17 protein-coding genes and 1 pseudogene are annotated in these 19,290 nt (G+C 56.7%); 1 reads left to right on the top strand and 17 read right to left on the bottom strand.

The window, feature by feature from the left end:
• Window positions 1-13 precede the first annotated feature (13 nt).
• From fdxA to gyrA, 17 genes and pseudogenes are all read right to left on the bottom strand, one after another.
• Window positions 14-337, bottom strand: a complete 324-nt coding sequence (fdxA, locus tag B145_RS0107465; protein ID WP_018606333.1) for a ferredoxin FdxA — start codon at window positions 335-337, stop codon at window positions 14-16.
• Between the two features lie 175 nt (window positions 338-512).
• Entirely contained in the window at window positions 513-908 is a 396-nt protein-coding gene (locus B145_RS27330) for a ComEA family DNA-binding protein (protein WP_018606335.1), read from the bottom strand.
• A 39-nt stretch (window positions 909-947) separates the two neighbouring features.
• On the bottom strand, window positions 948-1,955 hold the full coding sequence (rfaD, locus tag B145_RS0107475) for an ADP-glyceromanno-heptose 6-epimerase (protein WP_018606337.1): 1,008 nt from the start codon (window positions 1,953-1,955) through the stop codon (window positions 948-950).
• A 5-nt stretch (window positions 1,956-1,960) separates the two neighbouring features.
• Entirely contained in the window at window positions 1,961-2,911 is a 951-nt protein-coding gene (gene rfaE1 / locus B145_RS24795) for a D-glycero-beta-D-manno-heptose-7-phosphate kinase (protein WP_018606338.1), read from the bottom strand.
• The gene (locus B145_RS0107485; protein ID WP_018606339.1) at window positions 2,908-4,230 is read right to left on the bottom strand and encodes a UDP-glucose dehydrogenase family protein; all 1,323 of its coding nucleotides are present in this window, start codon (window positions 4,228-4,230) and stop codon (window positions 2,908-2,910) included. Before B145_RS0107485 ends, rfaE1 begins: the two co-directional genes overlap by 4 nt.
• Window positions 4,231-4,252: 22 nt before the next feature.
• Complete coding sequence (lapB, locus tag B145_RS0107490) at window positions 4,253-5,428, bottom strand: lipopolysaccharide assembly protein LapB (RefSeq protein WP_018606341.1); 1,176 nt, start codon at window positions 5,426-5,428, stop codon at window positions 4,253-4,255.
• A 9-nt stretch (window positions 5,429-5,437) separates the two neighbouring features.
• Complete coding sequence (locus B145_RS0107495) at window positions 5,438-5,743, bottom strand: lipopolysaccharide assembly protein LapA domain-containing protein (protein ID WP_026258930.1); 306 nt, start codon at window positions 5,741-5,743, stop codon at window positions 5,438-5,440.
• Between the two features lie 87 nt (window positions 5,744-5,830).
• Window positions 5,831-6,118, bottom strand: a complete 288-nt coding sequence (locus B145_RS0107500) for an integration host factor subunit beta (RefSeq protein ID WP_018606346.1) — start codon at window positions 6,116-6,118, stop codon at window positions 5,831-5,833.
• 14 nt (window positions 6,119-6,132) lie between these two features.
• Window positions 6,133-7,848 carry a 30S ribosomal protein S1 gene (gene rpsA, locus B145_RS0107505; RefSeq protein WP_051082557.1) on the bottom strand — a complete coding sequence of 572 codons (1,716 nt, stop codon included), beginning with the start codon at window positions 7,846-7,848 and terminating at the stop codon, window positions 6,133-6,135.
• A gap of 109 nt (window positions 7,849-7,957) precedes the next feature.
• Window positions 7,958-8,644, bottom strand: coding sequence for a (d)CMP kinase (gene cmk / locus B145_RS0107510; protein WP_018606350.1), 687 nt, complete (start codon window positions 8,642-8,644; stop codon window positions 7,958-7,960).
• The gene (argS, locus tag B145_RS0107515) at window positions 8,644-10,368 is read right to left on the bottom strand and encodes an arginine--tRNA ligase (RefSeq protein WP_018606352.1); all 1,725 of its coding nucleotides are present in this window, start codon (window positions 10,366-10,368) and stop codon (window positions 8,644-8,646) included. The genes cmk and argS overlap by 1 nt, the downstream gene beginning before the upstream one ends.
• Window positions 10,369-10,374: 6 nt before the next feature.
• A complete protein-coding gene (locus B145_RS0107520; RefSeq protein ID WP_018606354.1) occupies window positions 10,375-10,779 on the bottom strand; it encodes a hypothetical protein in 405 nt (134 codons plus the stop codon).
• Window positions 10,780-10,789: 10 nt separating this feature from the next.
• Window positions 10,790-12,076: pseudogene (gene aroA, locus B145_RS0107525) on the bottom strand (3-phosphoshikimate 1-carboxyvinyltransferase); the annotation flags it as partial.
• Window positions 12,077-12,081: 5 nt separating this feature from the next.
• Entirely contained in the window at window positions 12,082-12,951 is an 870-nt protein-coding gene (locus B145_RS0107530) for a prephenate dehydrogenase (RefSeq protein WP_018606358.1), read from the bottom strand.
• Window positions 12,952-12,955: 4 nt separating this feature from the next.
• Entirely contained in the window at window positions 12,956-14,056 is a 1,101-nt protein-coding gene (hisC, locus tag B145_RS0107535; protein WP_018606361.1) for a histidinol-phosphate transaminase, read from the bottom strand.
• Between the two features lie 44 nt (window positions 14,057-14,100).
• Entirely contained in the window at window positions 14,101-15,165 is a 1,065-nt protein-coding gene (pheA, locus tag B145_RS0107540) for a prephenate dehydratase (protein WP_018606364.1), read from the bottom strand.
• Entirely contained in the window at window positions 15,165-17,753 is a 2,589-nt protein-coding gene (gene gyrA, locus B145_RS0107545; protein ID WP_018606365.1) for a DNA gyrase subunit A, read from the bottom strand. Before gyrA ends, pheA begins: the two co-directional genes overlap by 1 nt.
• Window positions 17,754-17,861: 108 nt before the next feature.
• Here gyrA and B145_RS0107550 point away from each other — a divergent pair, with 108 nt between their 5' ends.
• Entirely contained in the window at window positions 17,862-19,187 is a 1,326-nt protein-coding gene (locus tag B145_RS0107550; protein WP_018606366.1) for a TRZ/ATZ family hydrolase, read from the top strand.
• The last annotated feature ends 103 nt before the right edge of the window (window positions 19,188-19,290 follow it).

The raw sequence follows: 19,290 nt of genomic DNA on the forward strand, positions 1-19,290 counted from the left end.
TTCTAGCGCATGATCAGCGGACGAGCTGATCCAACTTGTCTTTGACGCCCACCCACTCGTTGGCATCCGGCAGCGGGTCCTTGCGCTCGACAATCGCGGGCCAGGACTTAGCCAACTCGGCATTCAGGGTGATGAAGTGGGCTTGCTCGGCAGGCAGATCATCTTCCGAAAAGATAGCCTCTGCGGGGCACTCGGCCACGCACAGCGTGCAATCAATGCACTCGTCCGGATCAATCACCAGGAAATTGGGGCCTTCACGGAAGCAATCGACCGGGCAGACATCCACGCAATCAGTGAACTTGCATTTGATGCAGTTTTCGGTAACGACGTAGGCCATGAGTTCATCTCTCTTTAGTCAAATGGGGCAACAGCACTTGAATATAGCTGATTGTAGCGCTTGCGTACCCGCCTGCCGGGTAATACCTGCATAACCCAAGCAAGGGCCGTGGGCCACGCAATGCAAAACGCCCTGCGCTTCTTGGCAGGGCGTCAAGATGTCAGTAGAACAAGAATTACTTTTTCTTGCTTGTAGCAGCCGGGGATTGGGTCGCCTTGGGAGCGTCCTTGGCTGTGGCAGCAGGAGCAGCAGCATCCTTCTTGCCAGCCTTGTCTGCAGGCGCGGCTTTCTGGGCTTTCGGATCAAGCTGGGTAGGTTCGGAAACAGTCAGTTGCCCCTTGAACTTATCAAAGGTCTTGTCGCCAATCCCCTTGACGTTCTTGAGGTCATCAACTGTCTTGAAATTACCCTTGGTCGTGCGATAGTCAATGATCGCCTTGGCCTTGGCTGGGCCAACGCCTGGAAGGGTCTGCAATTCCTGCTCTGTTGCGGTGTTGATATTCACCGCCGCAAAGGCCATACCAATGGATGCAACAAGAGTAACCAGCACAAGCAGCAATTTCTTCAGCATTCCAGACTCCTTCTATATAAGTAGTGGGATGAATCAACCCTAGCGGGTGGATTCCAAGAGCTTAACGCAGTACTTACCCACTCCGGTTGACACGTCATGAAACGGTGCATCATACCCGGCTGCACGCAAGGCACTGATATCAGCCTGGGTAAAACTCTGGTACTTGCCCTTTAGGACATCCGGGAACGGAACATACTCAATCAAACCCTGTGCCTGTAATGCTTCCAACGACAAAGCCTGCTTGCCCTCCGCCACCAGACAGGTGTTGATCACCGCAGCAGCCACATCGTTGAAGCTCTGTGCCTTGCCCGTGCCCAGATTGTAGATGCCCGATGTTTTGGCATGCTCCAGGAAATGCAGGTTGGCACGCACCACGTCTTCCACAAAGATGAAGTCCCGTAGCTGGCCACCGTTGGCGTAGCCATCACAGCCTTCAAAGAGCTTGACCTTGCCTTCCTTGCGATACTGATGGAAGCAGTTGAAGGCCACTGAAGACCCCGCCCCGGCCTTATGCTCCTCACGTGGGCCATACACATTGAAGTAGCGAAAACCAACCACCGGAGCCGTCAGTTCCTGCCAGCGGCGGCGCAGCACGCGATCAAACAGAACCTTGGAGTAGCCATAGACATTCAGGGGGCTCTCATAACGCGGATCTTCCACGAAGGTTGTGCTGGCACCGTAAGTGGCGGCTGACGATGCGTAGAGCATCGGAATGGCTTCTTCGATACAGAAATCCAGGATGCTGACCGTATAACGGAAGTTGTTTTCCATCATGTACAGGCCATCGTGCTCCATCGTGTTGGAACATGCGCCCTGATGGATCACTGCTTCGACATTGCCATCGAACATCCCGCCACGCAGGGCGTCGATGAAGTCGTGCTTATCCATATAGTCCGCAATTTCACAGTCGACCAGATTGCGGAACTTGTCACCTTTTTTCAGGTTATCAACTGCAACAATATTACTGATGCCACGAGCATTCAACCCGGCGATGATGTTGGAGCCGATGAAGCCGGCGGCGCCGGTCACTACATAGTAACGGGACATTGTTCTCAATTCTCCGTAAGCATTTCTTCAAGGGTAACCTTTGCAGTACCCAGCTTGCCAACCACAATTCCAGCAGCATGATTGGAAATACGCATTGCCTCAACCATGTCAGCCCCGCTGGCCAGCATGACAGCCAAGGTGGCAATCACAGTATCGCCTGCACCAGACACATCGAAAACCTCCTGGGCACGCGTACCTTCATGCACGGAGCCTTCGGCACGGAAGAGCGTCATCCCCTCCTCAGAGCGGGTCACCAGCAAGGCATCCAGATCCAATTCAGCGCGCAGCCCCTGGGCACGCGCAACAAGATCCTCCTCGTTACGCCACTTGCCCACAACCTGACGCAGTTCCGAGCGATTCGGCGTCAGCAGGCTGGCCCCCCGGTATCGGGCGTAGTCTTCCCCCTTGGGGTCCACCAGCACCGGCTTGCCCGCTTCCCGCGCAGCCTTGATCATATCGGCCACATGCGCGAGTCCGCCTTTACCATAATCAGACAGCACCACCACGTCATAATCAGCCAACAAGGCTTTGAATTCACTCAGCTTGCCCTGTAGCACCTCATAAGCCGGGGTGTTTTCAAAATCGATCCGCAGTAGTTGCTGCTGACGCCCGATCACGCGTAGCTTGATCGTGGTGGACAGGCTCTCATCACGATGTAGGCGGGCATGAACACCTTCCCCCAGCAACAAGCGCTCCAGGGCGTCTGCAGGTTCGTCCTTACCCACTACGGCCAGCAATGTGCATGAGGCGCCCAGCGCCACCGCATTTCGGGCCACGTTGGCAGCGCCACCGGGGCGCTCTTCAGTGCGCTGGACATGGACAACAGGAACAGGCGCCTCTGGAGAAATACGGCTGACTTCCCCAAACCAGTAGCGATCCAGCATCACATCGCCCACGACCAGCACGCGAGCAGATCGCGTGTCCGGGATATTCAGAGAATGGCTTTTGACACTCATCGACGTCCAATCCCGTAATACTCAAGCCCGAACGAACGCGGCAATTCCGGTGCGAACATATTGCGCCCATCCACAATCACCGGGCTCTTGAGCTTGCTCTTGATCACTTCGAAATCAGGGCTGCGGAATTCCTTCCATTCAGTCACGATAACCAATGCATCGGCTTCTTCCAGTGCCTGCATGGGCCGGTCTGCATAGCGCATGCGCGGTTCATCGCCAAAAATGCGCTTGGATTCATCCATGGCAACCGGGTCATACACCGTCACCGTAGCACCCCGCGCAAACAATTCGGAAATAATCACACGGCTGGCTGCTTCGCGCATGTCATCGGTATTCGGCTTGAAAGCCAAACCCCATATTGCAAAACGCTTGCCGTTCAGGTCTGCACCAAAGCGCTTGACGATTTTCTCGACCAACACCTGCTTCTGCGCGTCATTCGCATCTTCCACGGCTTGTAGCACCTTCAAGCCCTGCCCTGCGTCCGCAGCGGTCTTGATCAAGGCCTTCACATCCTTGGGGAAACACGATCCGCCATAACCGCAACCGGCATAGAGGAAATTCCAACCGATACGGGGGTCGGAACCAATACCCTGACGGACATGTTCGATGTCTGCACCCAGGCGCTCAGCCAACAAGGCCAGCTCATTCATGAAGCTGATCCGGGTGGCCAGCATTGCATTGGCGGCATACTTGGTCAGCTCGGCGCTGCGCACATCCATCACCATCAGGCGCTCGTGATTGCGCTGGAAAGGCGCATACAAAGCCCGCATCAGATGAATGGCCTGCTCGTCTTCCGCCCCCACCACAATCCGATCTGGGCGCATGAAATCTTCAACCGCCGCACCTTCCTTGAGGAACTCGGGGTTCGAGACCACGCCGAAGGGGATCTCCACGCCACGCGCAGCCAGCTCTTCAGCCACGGCAGCACGCACACGATCTGCGGTGCCTACCGGTACAGTGCTCTTGTCGACCACCACCTTGTAGTCCGTCATATGCCGACCAATGTTGCGTGCAGCGCCCAACACATATTGCAGGTCGGCGGAGCCATCTTCGTCAGGCGGGGTTCCTACAGCGATGAACTGGATGGTGCCATGACGCACGGCTTCTTCAATATCTGTCGTGAAATGCAGGCGACCGGCAGCCACATTGCGGCTCACGACCTGATCCAGGGTGGGCTCATGGATGGGAATGCCGCCCTCTTTCAGAATACGGATTTTTTCCGGATTCACATCCAGGCACAGCACGTCATTACCAACTTCAGCCAGACAAGCACCAGAGACCAAGCCTACATAGCCGGTTCCAACCACGGTGATTTTCATACTCGGTTCAATTCCTGTTTATTCAGAGAGTAAGATCAAACTCTTCGGTACGCCGTGGCGGGTAGGTTTCCCATCCACCGCAGGCGGGGCAGTGCCAGTAGAACTGGCGCGCCTTGAAGCCGCATTCATTGCAGCAGTAACGGGCTACCTTGCGGGTATGCCCATGGATCATGCCGCGAATCAACTCGATATCCATCGATTTTTCCACCGGCGCGGTATGTATGGCGGCCTCCAACAATTTTTCCAGCCCCAACAAGGTGGGATTGCGCTTGAGTTGGTCACGCACCAGCGCATACGCAGCATCCGCCCCGTTCTTCTTCATTTCCCAGTTGAACACCACGTCCATCAGATCCAATGACGGGGTCTGCTCCAGGTAAGAACGCAACAACTGGATGCCCTTCTCTTCGCTATTGAGGCGACGATAGGCCAGAATCAGGCGCTCTGCCACCAAGGCCATATAGCCAGCATCCTGCAGGCCCACCTGTTGCCAAGCCTCAATGGCTTTGTCATCCTGGGATTGGGCTGCATAACTATCCCCCAGCAGAATATTCGCCCGCACACACTTGCGGTTACAGGCCAGGGCCAACCCAATTTGCTCGCGGACTTCATCAAACCGCGACAAAGCCAACGCTGCCGCAGCGATCTCGCAATAGAAATTGGCAATCACACTATCCCAGCGGTGGCTGTTGTCCGCAGGCATGGCCCGTGCAATCTCGATTGCCTTGAGCCAGTTCTTTTCCTGCTGATAAATCTGTAGCAGCGCTTCCTTGGCAACCTCATCCCGGTCTGTGTCACGAAGCTGGAGATACACCGCCTCGGCACGATCCAGCAGACCTGCCTTCCGATAGTCTTCGCCCAACTCATTGAGTGCCTGCAGACGCTGCCCGGCTTCAATGTCATCACGATCAATCAGGCTCTGGTGAATGCGGATGGCGCGATCCACCTCCCCCCGGCGGCGGAATAGATGCCCAAGCACGAAATGCAGTTCAACCGTCTGAGGGTCAACCTGCACAGCTTCCAGAAAGGCATCAATGGCTTTGTCCGGCTTTTCCGCCAGCAGATTGTTCAAGCCGGTCAGATAAGAGCGAGGCAGGCTACGGGCTTCAGCGATCACATGCTTGATGTCGATACGTGCAGCCAACCAACCCATGACAAAAAACAGTGGCCAGCTCAGCAGCCACCAGAATTCAAAATCCATACAGGCCCTTTAGAAAGAATCGGGAAGATCGCTGAACTGCCCGCGCAGGCGTGTTGGCGTTACAGCAGACAAGGGGGCGGGTTGCTGTTCTTTGGCCGCAGCCAACTCCCGACGCAAACCGATAATGGTGTTCAACAATGCCCCGGCACCGATCAACACTCCCAGCACAAAGGAGACGAAGATCACCACCACGAGAGGCACATCCCAGGCCGAATCGAAAAACATTTGCAGGCGCACCAGTTGATCGTTCTTGATGGCAAACGCCAACAAGAGCAAGAACAGGGTGACACGAAGTATCCAGAGTAGTATTCGCATGGTTGGCAATTATCCGCTAGTCACGACAAAAAAAGAAAGGCGACCATCGGCCGCCTTTCAGTATTTCTTCAGAATTGCTACAGCAGACTAGCTGCCGGGGCAATCCACGCGCTCACGCAGTTCCTTGCCGGCTTTGAAATGGGGCACGTATTTCTCGGGCACCATCACCTTATCGCCAGACTTGGGATTACGCCCAACCCGTGGCGGCCGGTAATTCAAGCCAAAACTGCCAAATCCACGAATCTCAATTCGCTGCCCGCGTGCCAAGCACGCGGACATCTCATCGAGGATCATCTTTACAGCAAGATCCGCGTCCTTGACACCAAGCTGCGGGAAACGCGCAGACAACTGCTCAATCAGCTCGGATTTAGTCATGTCGGACAAGATGCTTACTGCTGTTGAGCGTTGTTGAGCTTAGCCTTGAGCAGCGCCCCCAGATTGGTGGTACCACTTGCAGCGGAGCTGTCCGAAGCCAGCTTTTGCATTGCTTCGTTCTGCTCGGCTTGATCCTTGGCCTTGATGGACAGATTGATCGTGCGGGACTTGCGATCCACGTTGATGATCATAGCGTCCATCTCTTCGCCAACCTTCAGCACCTGCGAGAGGTCTTCCACGCGGTCACGAGAGAACTCGGAAACACGCAGGTAACCTTCCACATCGCCGCCCAGATCAAACACAGCGCCCTTGGCGTCAACACTCTTCACAGAACCCTTGACCAGACTGTTCTTGTCATGGGTGGCCACGAAGGAGGTGAACGGGTCCCCATCCAGCTGCTTGACGCCCAGGGAGATACGTTCCTTCTCGATGTCGATCGCCAGCACCACGGCTTCCAGCTCGTCGCCCTTCTTGAAGTTGCGGATGGCTTCTTCGCCAGGCAGGCTCCAGGACAGGTCGGACAGGTGAACCAGACCGTCGATCCCACCAGGCAGGCCGATGAACACGCCGAAGTCGGTGATCGACTTGATCGCACCCTTCACACGGTCGCCCTTCTTGTGGTTCTGACCGAATTCATCCCAAGGATTGGCCATGCATTGCTTCATGCCCAGGGAGATACGGCGACGTTCTTCGTCGATTTCCAGAATCATCACTTCGACTTCGTCGCCCAGCTGGACAACCTTGGTCGGGTGGATGTTCTTGTTGGTCCAGTCCATTTCGGAGACGTGCACCAAGCCTTCGATACCTTGTTCAACTTCAACAAATGCACCGTAGTCGGTGATGTTGGTCACCTTGCCGAACAGGCGGGTGCTTTGCGGGTAACGACGGGAGATGCCGACCCACGGATCTTCGCCCAGTTGCTTCATACCCAGGGAGACGCGGTTCTTCTCTTGGTCGAACTTGAGCACCTTGGCGGTGACTTCGTCGCCCACGGCCAGCACTTCGGACGGGTGACGAACACGGCGCCAGGCCAGATCGGTGATGTGCAGCAGGCCATCGATGCCGCCCAGGTCAACGAACGCACCGTAGTCGGTGATGTTCTTGACCACGCCCTTGACGACGGTGCCTTCCTGCAGGGTTTCGAGCAGCTTTTGACGCTCTTCGCCCATGGTCACTTCAAGCACTGCACGGCGCGACACAACAACGTTGTTGCGCTTGCGGTCGAGCTTGATAACCTTGAATTCAAATTCTTTGCCTTCGAACGGCGTGGTGTCCTTAACAGGACGCATGTCAACCAGGGAACCCGGCAGGAATGCGCGGATGCCGTTGGTCATGACGGTCAGACCACCCTTGACCTTGCCGGTCACAACGCCCTTGACCAGCGAGCCTTCGTTCAGTGCCTTGTCCAGGAAGTTCCAGGCAGCGATACGCTTGGCCTTGTCGCGCGACAGGCGGGTTTCGCCGTAGCCGTCTTCCAGGGATTCGATAGCAACTTGAACGTAGTCACCAGGATTGGCTTCCAGCTCACCACGGTCATTACGGAACTCTTCCAGCGGAATGTAGCTCTCAGACTTCAGGCCAGCGTTGACGACCACGAAGTTCTGGTCGATACGCATGACTTCAGCCGTGATGACTTCGCCAGCACGCATTTCCTGACGATTAAGGCTTTCTTCAAACAGCGCGGCAAAGCTTTCAAAGCCTTCCATGCTTTCAGTTACAGAGGTGGACATAGGTTAAAGGACTCGGTACCGTGCAAGCACGGCGATAAAGGTTAAGTTTTCAAACACCGTTGCCAAAGCAAAACACTTGAAGCACTTGCCCCAAGTGGCTGACAACCCCTTACACAACTTGCCCGCTACTCCCGCTGCCCCGTTTGGCAACCAGATCCAGCACAAACAGCACTGCCTGGTCGATAGACATTGCGGTGGTATCAAGCAAGACGGCATCCTCACATGGCCTGAGGGGCGCCACAGCCCGCGAGGCATCGCGGGCGTCACGTTCCATCAGATCACGCAAGAGATCTTCGATGTTAGCAGGCAATCCCTTTGCGATCAACTGCTTATAGCGTCTTTCTGCACGCGCCTCGGCGCTGGCAGTCAAAAAAATCTTCAAAAAGGACTGTGGAAACACCACCGAGCCCATGTCACGCCCGTCCGACACAAGGCCGGGGGCGGCACAAAAAGCGCGTTGACGGGCCAGCAAGGCCTCCCGCACCGCAGGCAACGCTGCAATTTTGGAGGCGGCATTGCCGGTTTCTTCGCGGCGCAGGTCAAGGGAAACATCGTCCCCATCCAACCAGACCTTGCCAGCGGAAAATTCGACATTCAGATTGCGCCCCAATTCGGCCACGCCCGCCTCATTGGCGAGATCAACACCGCGCTTCATGGCCGACAAGGCCAGCACACGGTAAATCGCGCCGGAATCCAGATAGTGCCAGCCGAGCTTTTCAGCCACCAGACCAGCGACAGTGCCCTTGCCCGATGCAGTGGGGCCATCAATGGCAATCACGGGAGTCGAGGCCGCCATCACATCTGCTCCAAAGTTTGAATGCCCAACAGCCCCAGACCCGTTTTCAGGGTACGAGCCGTCAATTCGCACAGACGCAGACGGCTGGCGCGAACGTCCCCTTCGCTCTTGAGAACCGGGCAGGCTTCGTAGAAGCGCATGAATTGAGTTGCCAGTTCATACAGATAGCCACACAGGAAGTGCGGCATGGTCTCCCGCGACACAGCTTGCAGCGCATCGGCAAACCGGCTCAATGCCAGCGCCAGTTGATGCTCGGCAGGCTCGGTCAGGCTGATGGCGGCCTTGGGGTTCCAATCCTCTGCCTTGCGGCGCACCCCTGCTGCACGCGTATAGGCATACAGCATATAGGGGGCGGTATTCCCTTCGAATGCCAGCATCGTGTCCCAGCTAAACACGTAATCACTGTTACGGTTCTTGGACAAATCGGCATACTTCACCGCGCCAATGCCCACCGCCTGGGCAATTGCCCGACGCTCTGCCTCAGGCAGATCGGGATTCTTTTCGCTCACCAGGGCATATGCACGTTCTTCAGCCTCGGCCAGCAAATCTGCCAGCTTGACGGTGCCACCACTACGCGTCTTGAAGGGCTTGTTGTCCTCACCCAGCATCACCCCGAAGCCAACGTGCTCAAGTTGCACCGAGTCAGGCGCATAACCCGCCTTGCGACTCACCGCAAACATCTGCTGGAAGTGCTGGCCTTGGCGGGCATCGACCACGTACAGGGAGCGGTCGATATGCAACTTGGAAACGCGGTAACGCACGGCTGCCAAGTCGGTGGTGGAATACAGGAAGCCACCATCCTTTTTCTGGACGATATAGCCCAGGGGGTCACCTTCCCGGTTCACAAAGCCATCCACATACACGACGATGGCGTCATCGCTTTCCACCGCCAGCCCCTTGGCACGCAAATCCTCCACCACGGGCGCCAGATCATCGTTATAGGCACTCTCGCCCATCACGTCTTCACGCGTGAGGCCCACGCCCAGCTTCTCATACACGGCTTCGCAGTGATGAAGTGAGACATCCAGGAACTTGCGCCACAGGGCATTGACCTCCGGGTCGCCCCCTTGCAGCTTCACCACGTACTCACGGGCACGGGTTGCAAACGCTTCATCCTCATCAAAACGCTGCTTGGCACGACGATAAAAATCTTCCAGATCAGTAAGCGCCACCGTGGCGTCGCCCCCCTGCTCGGCTTCGATCAGGTAGGCTGTCAGCATGCCGAACTGGGTGCCCCAGTCCCCCACATGGTTCTGCGCAATCACCGTATGTCCCAGGAAGCGCAGCACACGCGCCAGCGCGTCACCTATGATGGTGGAGCGCAAATGCCCCACGTGCATTTCCTTGGCGAGGTTAGGTGAAGAGTAATCCACCACCACCCGCTTGGCTTCCACGGCAGGCACCCCCAGACGCTCGTCATTCAGGGCGGCATCCATCTGCTGCGCAAGAAAGACATCATCCAGGGTGATGTTGATGAAGCCCGGCCCGGCAATCTCCACCTTGCCCGCAATCCCAACCAGATCGAGTTTTTCGACAACCTGGGTGGCCAATTGACGTGGATTCATCTTGCGGGCCTTGGCGGCACCCATCACGCCATTGGCCTGGTAGTCCCCAAACTCGGGGCGGCCAGACACCTGCACCACGGCAGGCGCGCCTTCACAACCAGCGGCATCCAACGCAGCCCGCACACGTTCATCCAGCAATTCAATCAGGGTCTGTTTCATAAATAACTAACCATTCAATTCATGTAAGACTTTGAGGGCTAAAGCGCCAAATCCAACCCCGAACCCTTTGTTACGCAAAGATATATTTTGCTCAAGACTGATGTCTTTCCACTCATATAGCTCAATGAGGGTCACATGATCGACATCAGTATCCATCTCGAACGATATAAACGTTCCACTCCGATCAAGCAGAACACCAAAAATACTGGGTTCTCCAGGGTGATCCAGCCCTAGCTGGAGAATCACCGCACGATCCCAATCAATACCCCGCTCCAACCCAAGCCTTTTCAATGCGCCAGGAAGAGGATTACTCCTCCAGTGCATTGCAGTTTGCCGCACACGATCTTCTACTAGAGCATTTTGCTCCTGAACATTCTTACGACGCTGACGCTTAAGCCGCTCGATTTCCATTTATGAATTAGCGTGTCACGGCAGCAAACACGTCAAAATATTCAGGAAAAGTCTTGGCCGTACACTTCGGATCATTGATCCGCACTGGCACGCCCCCCAACGCAGCCAGCGAGAAACACATCGCCATGCGATGGTCATCATAGGTATCGATTGCGGCATTTGCCAACAACTGGTCGGGAGCCTTCACGCTGAGCCAGTCCTCGCCCTCTTCCACCGTGGCGCCCAATTTACGCAATTCAGTTGCCATCGCAGAAATGCGGTCGGTTTCCTTGACGCGCCAGCTGGCAATATTGCGCAGCTTGCAGGGGCCGTCGCAGAACAATGCCGCCACGGCCAGCGTCATGGCAGCGTCTGGAATATGATTGAAATCCATATCGAATGCACGCAGTTTGCCTTGCGCAGGCGCCTTGGCTTCGATCCAGTTTTCGCCCATTTCAATCTGTGCGCCAATTGCTTCAAGTGCCTGTGCAAACGCCACATCGCCTTGAATACTGTTGCGCCCCACCCCTTCAACACGCACAGGCCCGCCACCAATGGCACCCGCAGCGAGGAAGTAGGATGCGGAAGACGCGTCGCCTTCTACAAATACCGTGCCCGGCGACACATAGCGCTTGCCACCGGGGACGATGAAGCGTTGCCAACCTTCACGCCGCACCTCCACCCCGAATTGCGCCATCAGGCGCAGGGTGATTTCGATGTAAGGCTTAGAAATCAGCTCGCCGATCACTTCAATCGTGGTTTCCACGCCCGTGGTGGGCAATGCCATCAGCAAGGCCGTCAGGAACTGGCTGGAAACATTCCCCTTTATACGTACCACACCGCCGGGTTGAATCGTGGCCGGGCGAATCTGCAAGGGCGGGAAACCGTCGTTGCCCAGATATTCGATCTCGGCACCAATCTGGCGCAGACCATCCACCAGATCGCCAATCGGGCGCTCGTGCATACGCGGCACGCCGTGCAGCTTGTAAGCACCACCCGCCAGCGCCAGTGCTGCCGTCAGGGGGCGGAAAGCAGTGCCTGCATTCCCCAGGAACAGATCGGCATTCTTGTTGGCAAAACCTTGCGGCGCCCCCATCACGCGGTAATCACGTTCGCCTGTTTTTTCGACGCTCACGCCCAAGCACTTCAAGGCATCCAGCATCCGATCCGTATCATCGGAGGCGAGCAGATCACGAATGTCCGTCGTACCTTCAGACAGCGCCGCTAGCAGCAAGGTACGGTTGGAAATGCTCTTGGAGCCGGGCAGGCGCACAGTGCCTTGTGCATGACTCAAAGGGGAGAGATCGATATATTCCATAATCATCACTTGAGATATTTTTCAGCCCATTCATTACGTGCACAGCTGGCTTCGGTAAACAAACGCTCCAGCCCCTTGGCTTCACCTTGCATCAGCAAAGCGCGCAGATAAGCCAGTTCGGTGAGGTAGGCGTCAAGTTCAGCCAGCAAGGCATGGCGGTTGGCAATGCAGATGTCACGCCACATCTCGGGGTGGCTACCAGCAATCCGAGTGAAGTCCCGAAAACCCGAGGCGGCAAAGCTGAATAACTGTTCGGCATTGCCGCGCCCCTGCAATTCATGCACCAGCCCAAAGGACAGCAGATGCGGCAGGTGACTCACTGCCGCAAATACGCGGTCGTGATCCAGCGGGCTCATCTGGGTGACTTGCGCACCGCAGGCCTGCCAGATTTCACGCACCCGATCAATGGCCTCAGGTTTGTTTTCCGGCATTGGGGTCAGCACCACGCGCTTGCCTTGGAACAGGTCTGCCGTTGCAGCCGAGGGACCACTCTTTTCTGCTCCCGCAATCGGATGCGCAGGCACGACCACATCCAGGCGATGCCCCAGATGCGAATACAAGGCCTCGAACACATCCGCCTTGGTGCTGCCCGCATCGGTTACCAGGGTTTGTGGCTCCAGATACGGCGCGGCGGCGGCCATTACCGCCCCCATCTGCCCCACAGGCATCGCCAGCAACAGGAGATCGGCACCCTTCAGAGCCACAGCCCAGTCTGTAGCAATCTCGTCGATGATGCCCAGTTGCCTGGCTTCTTCCAACGTTTCCGGACGCCGCCCGACGCCAACCACCGTTTCCACCTTGCCAGCACGCTTGAGCGCCAGCGCAAATGAGCCACCAATCAACCCCACTCCGCATACCACAACGCGTTTCAACACATCCCTATCCTTTCAGCGCAATGGCCAGCGCTTCAAGGAAGCGCGCGTTTTCTTCTGTTTGTCCAATCGTCACCCGCAACCACTCAGGCATGCCGTAGCTGGCAATGGGGCGCACGATCACGCCTTGTTTCAATAGGCGACGATTGACGCCGGCCCCATCTCCCACCCGGAAAGTGACGAAATTACCTGCAGAGGGCAGATGCACCAGATTCAATTCACCCAATCCACGCGTAATCTGCGCCAGGCCTGCCCGGTTGGTCTCATAACTTTTCTGGATGAACGCTTCATCCCCCAGTGCAGCTTCAGCCGCTGCCAATGCCACGCTGTTGGCATTGAATGGAGAACGCACACGATTGATCAACTCCGCAACCTTGGCATCAGCCACCGCGTAACCAATCCGCAAACCCGCCAGACCATAGATCTTGGAGAAGGTGCGGGTCACAATGAGATTCGGGAAGCGCTTGACCCAGGCCATGCTGTCGTAACGCAGTTCTGGCGGCAGGTATTCGCTATACGCTTCATCCAGAATGACAATTACATCGCGTCGAATCTGTTCCAGAAAAGATTCGAGCAACCATGCCGGGATAAAACTGCCCGTCGGATTATTCGGGTTGGCCAGAAACACGATGTGGGTATCTTCAGCAACGGCATCCGCCATCGCGGCCAGATCATGTGCATAGGCCCGCGCGGGAACCTCGATGCCACGTCCGCCTACGCTTTGTGTTGCCAATGGATACACAGCAAAGGAATATTGCGAATAGACTGCACTGCTGCCAGCGGGAAGAAAAGCTCGCACGGCAAGTTCCAGTACGTCATTTGAGCCATTGCCCAGCACGAAATGCCCAACACCTAGGCCATGCTTGCGGGAAAGCGTCTCCTTGAGGGCAAAGCCATTGCCATCCGGGTAACGTGCCAGATCATCTAGCACGGCGTGCATGGCATGCCGTGCTTTGGGGCTCATACCCAAGGGGTTTTCGTTGGAAGCCAGCTTGATGATCTGCGCTTCATCCAGCCCCATTTCACGCGCCAACTCGGCAATCGGTTTGCCGGGCACATAGGGGCTGATGCTGCGAATGTATTCCGGGGCTATCTGCTCGATGCTCATGACCCAACTCCGGGGTTACAACAAACAAGGCACAAGAGCCCGGTTCAAATGGCGGCGACGGGATATGAGCCCAATACCTTGACGAAGGCGGCGCGATCCTGCAACGCCTTCAAGGCTGTCGCCACATCGGGATCTTCGCGGTGCCCTTCTACATCCACATAGAAGACATACTCCCACAACCCCGTGCGTGAGGGGCGGGACTCCAGCTTGGTCATGCTCACGCCTTGATCCGCAAAAGGCTGCAGCAAGGTGTAGACCGCACCGGGGCGGTTGGGCGCAGAGCAGATCAAGGAAGTCTTGTCATGCCCCGAAGGCCCTGCATCATGCTTCCCGATCACCAGGAAGCGCGTGGTATTGCTGGGGTCGTCTTCGATATTGGCGAATAGGATGTTCAAACCATAGCGCTGCGCAGCCATGTCTCCGGCAATAGCCGCAGACTCAGGATCTTCTGAAGCCATGCGGGCCGCTTCTGCGTTGCTGGAAACCGGGTGGCACTCGATGCCATGCGCATGATGTTCGAGCCAGTCATGGCATTGCCCCAAAGATTGGGAATGCGAGTAGATCCGCTTGATGGCGTCAATCCCACTGGCACGGCTCATCAGATTCTGGCGGATGCGCAAGCTGACTTCACCACACACAGAGACATTGCCTGAGAGCAAGAGATCAAGCGAGCGGCTGACAGCACCCTCGGTCGAATTCTCGACCGGCACCACACCATATGCGCTGGCGCCAGCCTCTACAGCATGGAACACCTCATCAATGGTCTGCTGCGGCATCAGCGCGGGGGAACCGCCGAAGTGCTTGAATGCGGCGGCTTCCGAGAAGGTGCCTTCTGGCCCCAGGTGTGCCACCTTGAGCGGCTGCTCCAGACCCAAGCACCAGGACATAATTTCACGGAAGATGCGCTGTACGGCCTCATCGGGCAAAGGCCCAGGATTGCGCTCTGCAATGCTGCGCAACACCTGTGCCTCGCGTTCCGGGCGATACAGGGGGCCACGTTTAACCTCGCCCACCCGCTTGGCGCAACGGGCGCGCGCAGCAAGGCGTTCCAGGATCTCACCATCCAGACGATCGATCTCAGCACGAAGTTTCAGCAGCTCATCACTCATTACTCGGTATCCCCGCTTTCGGAAACTACATCCGTTTCACCTTCACCATTTTCGTCTTCGCTATCGATGATTTTGACGATGGAAGACAGCTTGGAGCCTGCATCCAGATTGATGAGCGTCACCCCTTGCGTCGAGCGGCCCAGCTCACGGATATCCGCCACTGGGGTGCGGATCAGCACGCCATTGTCGGAGATCAGCATCACCTGATCAGTCGGGTCGACCAGCACGGCCCCCACCAACTTGCCGTTACGCTCAGAAGCCTGGATGGCAATCATGCCCTTGGTTCCACGGCCATGCAGGGTGTATTCGCCAATTGCGGTACGCTTGCCGAAACCGTTCTCTGTGGCAGTCAGCACAGACTGAGTTTCACCTTGCGCCACCAGCATCGACAGCACACATTGCCCATCCTCTAGCATCATGCCACGCACGCCACGGGCGGTACGGCCCATCGGACGCACATCACTTTCGGCAAAACGCACGGCCTTGCCTGCGTCAGAGAACAGCATCACGTTGCAATCGCCGTCGGTGATCGCCACACCAATCAGGAAGTCTCCTTCATCCAGCCCCACAGCGATGATCCCAGCCTTGCGCGGGTTGGAGAAATCGGTCAGCGGCGTCTTCTTCACAGTCCCTTGTGAGGTAGCCATGAAGATGAAGTGGCCTTCGTCAAATTCCTTGACCGGCAACACGGCAGTGATCTTTTCGTTCTCTACCAGCGGGAAGAGATTGACGATGGGCTTGCCGCGCGAGGTACGGTTGCCTTCTGGCACCTCATAGACCTTGAGCCAATACAAGCGCCCACGGTTGGAGAAGCACAGGATGGTGTCGTGGGTGTTGGCCACGAAAAGCTGGTCGAGGAAATCGTCTTCCTTCATCGATGCAGCCTGCTTGCCCCGCCCGCCACGCTTTTGCGAACGGTAGTCGGCAAGCGGCTGGCGTTTGAAGTAGCCTGTGTGCGAAAGGGTCACCACCATGTCTTCCGGGGTGATCAGATCCTCAATATTGATGTCCGCCGTGTTCAGCACGATCTCGGACTTGCGCGGATCGCCAAACTGCTCGCGGATGGCACGCAGCTCCTGGTCGATGATGGCAGTGATCCGTGCGGGCTTGGCCAGAATGTCGAGCAGATCGGCAATCTCGGCCATCACATCGCGGTATTCGCCGACAATCTTGTCCTGCTCCATATTGGTCAGGCGTTGCAACTGCATTTCCAGAATGCGTTGAGCCTGAACGTCGGAGAGGCGATAACCCTGTTTGGACAAACCAAATTCGGGTGCCAGGCCTTCTGGGCGGTAACTGTCGGACATGGCCCGCGCCAGCATCTCTTCCACCAAGGGAGAGTGCCAGAGGCGCCCCATCAACTCGACCTTGGCATCTGCCGGCGTCGGCGCAGCCTTGATGAGCGCAATGATCTCATCAACGTTCGAGAGTGCAACCGCCAGCCCTTCCAGAATGTGGCCACGCTCACGCGCCTTGCGCAATTCAAAGATCGTGCGGCGGGTCACCACCTCCCGGCGGTGGGCCAGGAAGCATTCCAGCATCTGTTTGAGGTTCAGGAGACGCGGCTTGCCATCTACCAGCGCCACCATGTTCATGCCGAAGGTGTCTTGCAACTGGGTCTGCTTGAACAGGTTGTTCAGCACCACCTCAGCCACTTCGCCACGCTTGAGTTCAATGACCATGCGCATGCCGGACTTGTCCGACTCGTCGCGCAGATCAGAGATCCCCTCGATCTTCTTATCGCCAACCAACTCAGCAATTTTCTCGATCAAGGTCTTCTTGTTCACTTGGTAAGGGATTTCATCGACGATGATCGCCTGACGATTGCCCTTTTCCATATCCTCGATATGGGTGCGCGCGCGCATCACCACCCGACCACGACCGGTACGGTAGCCCTCATGCACCCCATGCAGACCGTAGATCAGCCCTGCAGTCGGGAAATCCGGTGCGGGGACAATCTTGATCAGCTCCTCGATATCCATGTCTGGATTGGCCAACAGGCTCAGACAAGCCTCAATGACTTCGGAGAGGTTGTGCGGCGGAATGTTGGTCGCCATCCCCACCGCGATACCGGCAGAACCATTGATCAACAGGTTCGGCAAGCGGGTAGGCAGTACTGTAGGTTCCAGTTCCTTGCCGTCGTAGTTGGGCTGAAAGTCAACGGTTTCCTTGTCGATATCTGCAAGCAGATCGTTGGACAAGCGCTCCAGGCGACATTCCGTGTAACGCATTGCGGCGGCGGCATCGCCGTCGATGGAACCAAAGTTACCCTGACCGTCGACCAGGGTGTAGCGCAAGGAAAATTCCTGCGCCATGCGCACCAAGGTGTCGTAGATGGCGGAGTCACCGTGTGGGTGGAATTTCCCCATCACCTCACCAACCACCCGTGCACACTTCACATAGGGGCGATTCCAAACAGTATTGGCTTCGTGCATCGCGTAGAGGACACGGCGGTGCACCGGCTTCAAGCCGTCTCGCACATCCGGTAGCGCACGCCCCACGATCACGCTCATTGCGTAATCGAGGTAGGAGTGACGCATTTCTTCCTCTAAACTGATCGGCAGCGTTTCTTTGGCAAACGAATTCATGGCTGGCGCTCGGGCGTTATGGTGCAGTGCGGAAGCACTGCACGAAAGGATGGGATTGTACCATGCCCACCCTCACCCGAACCGGCACACAGGAACCTGGACCGATCCATGCACACACAAACCCAAGCAGACCTGATCATCGAAGCCCGCTGGCTGGTGCCCGTGGAGCCGGACAACACCGTGCTGGAGCACCACTGCGTAGTCATCAGCCAGGGGGTCATCCAGCAGGTACTCCCCACACAGCATGCTCGTGATTTGGGCTTGAGCGCCAAAGAAACCCTCACCCTGGATGAACACATCCTGTTTCCAGGGTTCGTCAATACGCACACTCACGCGGCCATGAGCCTGATGCGAGGCTTGGCAGATGATCTCCCGCTGATGCGCTGGCTGCAGGAAGCCATCTGGCCGACAGAAGGCAAACACGTCAGCCCGAATTTCGTGCGCGACGGCACACTGCTGGCTGCGGCGGAAATGCTGCTTGGCGGCATTACCTGCGTCAACGATATGTATTTTTTCCCTCACTCATCCGCCCAAGCATTCGCCGAGGCAGGCATTCGCGCAACAGTCGGGATGATCATGATCGAGTTCCCAAGCGCCTTTGCCACCGATGCAGAAGACTATCTGCGCAAAGGGCTGCGGGTACGGGACGAGTGGAAGGGAGATCCGCTGATCCAGTTTGCACTCGCCCCTCATGCGCCTTACACCGTCAGCGACTCCAGTTTTGAGCAGATTGCCACACTGGCTGTGGAGTTGGACTGCCCCGTCCACATCCACCTGCATGAAACCCAAACGGAAATTGAAGACAGCCTGAAGCGCTTTGGCGTTCGCCCGCTCGCCCGGCTTGAAAAGCTGGGGCTCCTCGGCCCCAATCTTTGCATCGCCCACGGTGTGCATTTCACCGAACACGAGTTGGATACCCTTGCGCACTACGGCGCCCATGTCATCCACAACCCCACCTCCAACATGAAATTGGCCAGTGGCGCAGCCCCCATCACGGGCATGCTTAAACGCGGCGTGAATGTCGGATTGGGCACGGATGGGGCAGCAAGCAATAACCGCCTGGACATCTTCCAGGAAATGCGCCACGCCGCCCTGCTGGCAAAACTACGCGAATCGGACGCCTCTGCCCTATCCGCCCACGAAGCGCTCCACATGGCAACCCTGGGAGGCGCACGCGCCTTGGGGCTGGAGCAAAAAATAGGCTCGATCACCCCAGGCAAGGCAGCCGATCTTTGCGCGGCCTCGCTCGCCGATCCGATTGTCGGCCCCTGTTACGACCCGGTGTCACATCTGGTCTATGTGCTGGGCAGAAACGCCGTCAGTCACGTATGGGTGGGAGGTGAAAAAAAAGTACATGAGGGCAGATTGTTGCACATGCACAACAAAGAGCTACAGAGAATAAGTCGCATGTGGCAAAATGCTGTCCGGCCCTAAAGTGGTATGATATGGACTTGGATTGGTTTGGCATCAGGCTTGATGCAATGGTATTTTTTTGGAAAAACACGTTCTTCAGGCTTGTTCAGTTGTCAAATCCCAC

The sequence above is a fragment of the Uliginosibacterium gangwonense DSM 18521 genome (genome assembly GCF_000373965.1).
GTDB lineage: Bacteria > Pseudomonadota > Gammaproteobacteria > Burkholderiales > Rhodocyclaceae > Uliginosibacterium > Uliginosibacterium gangwonense.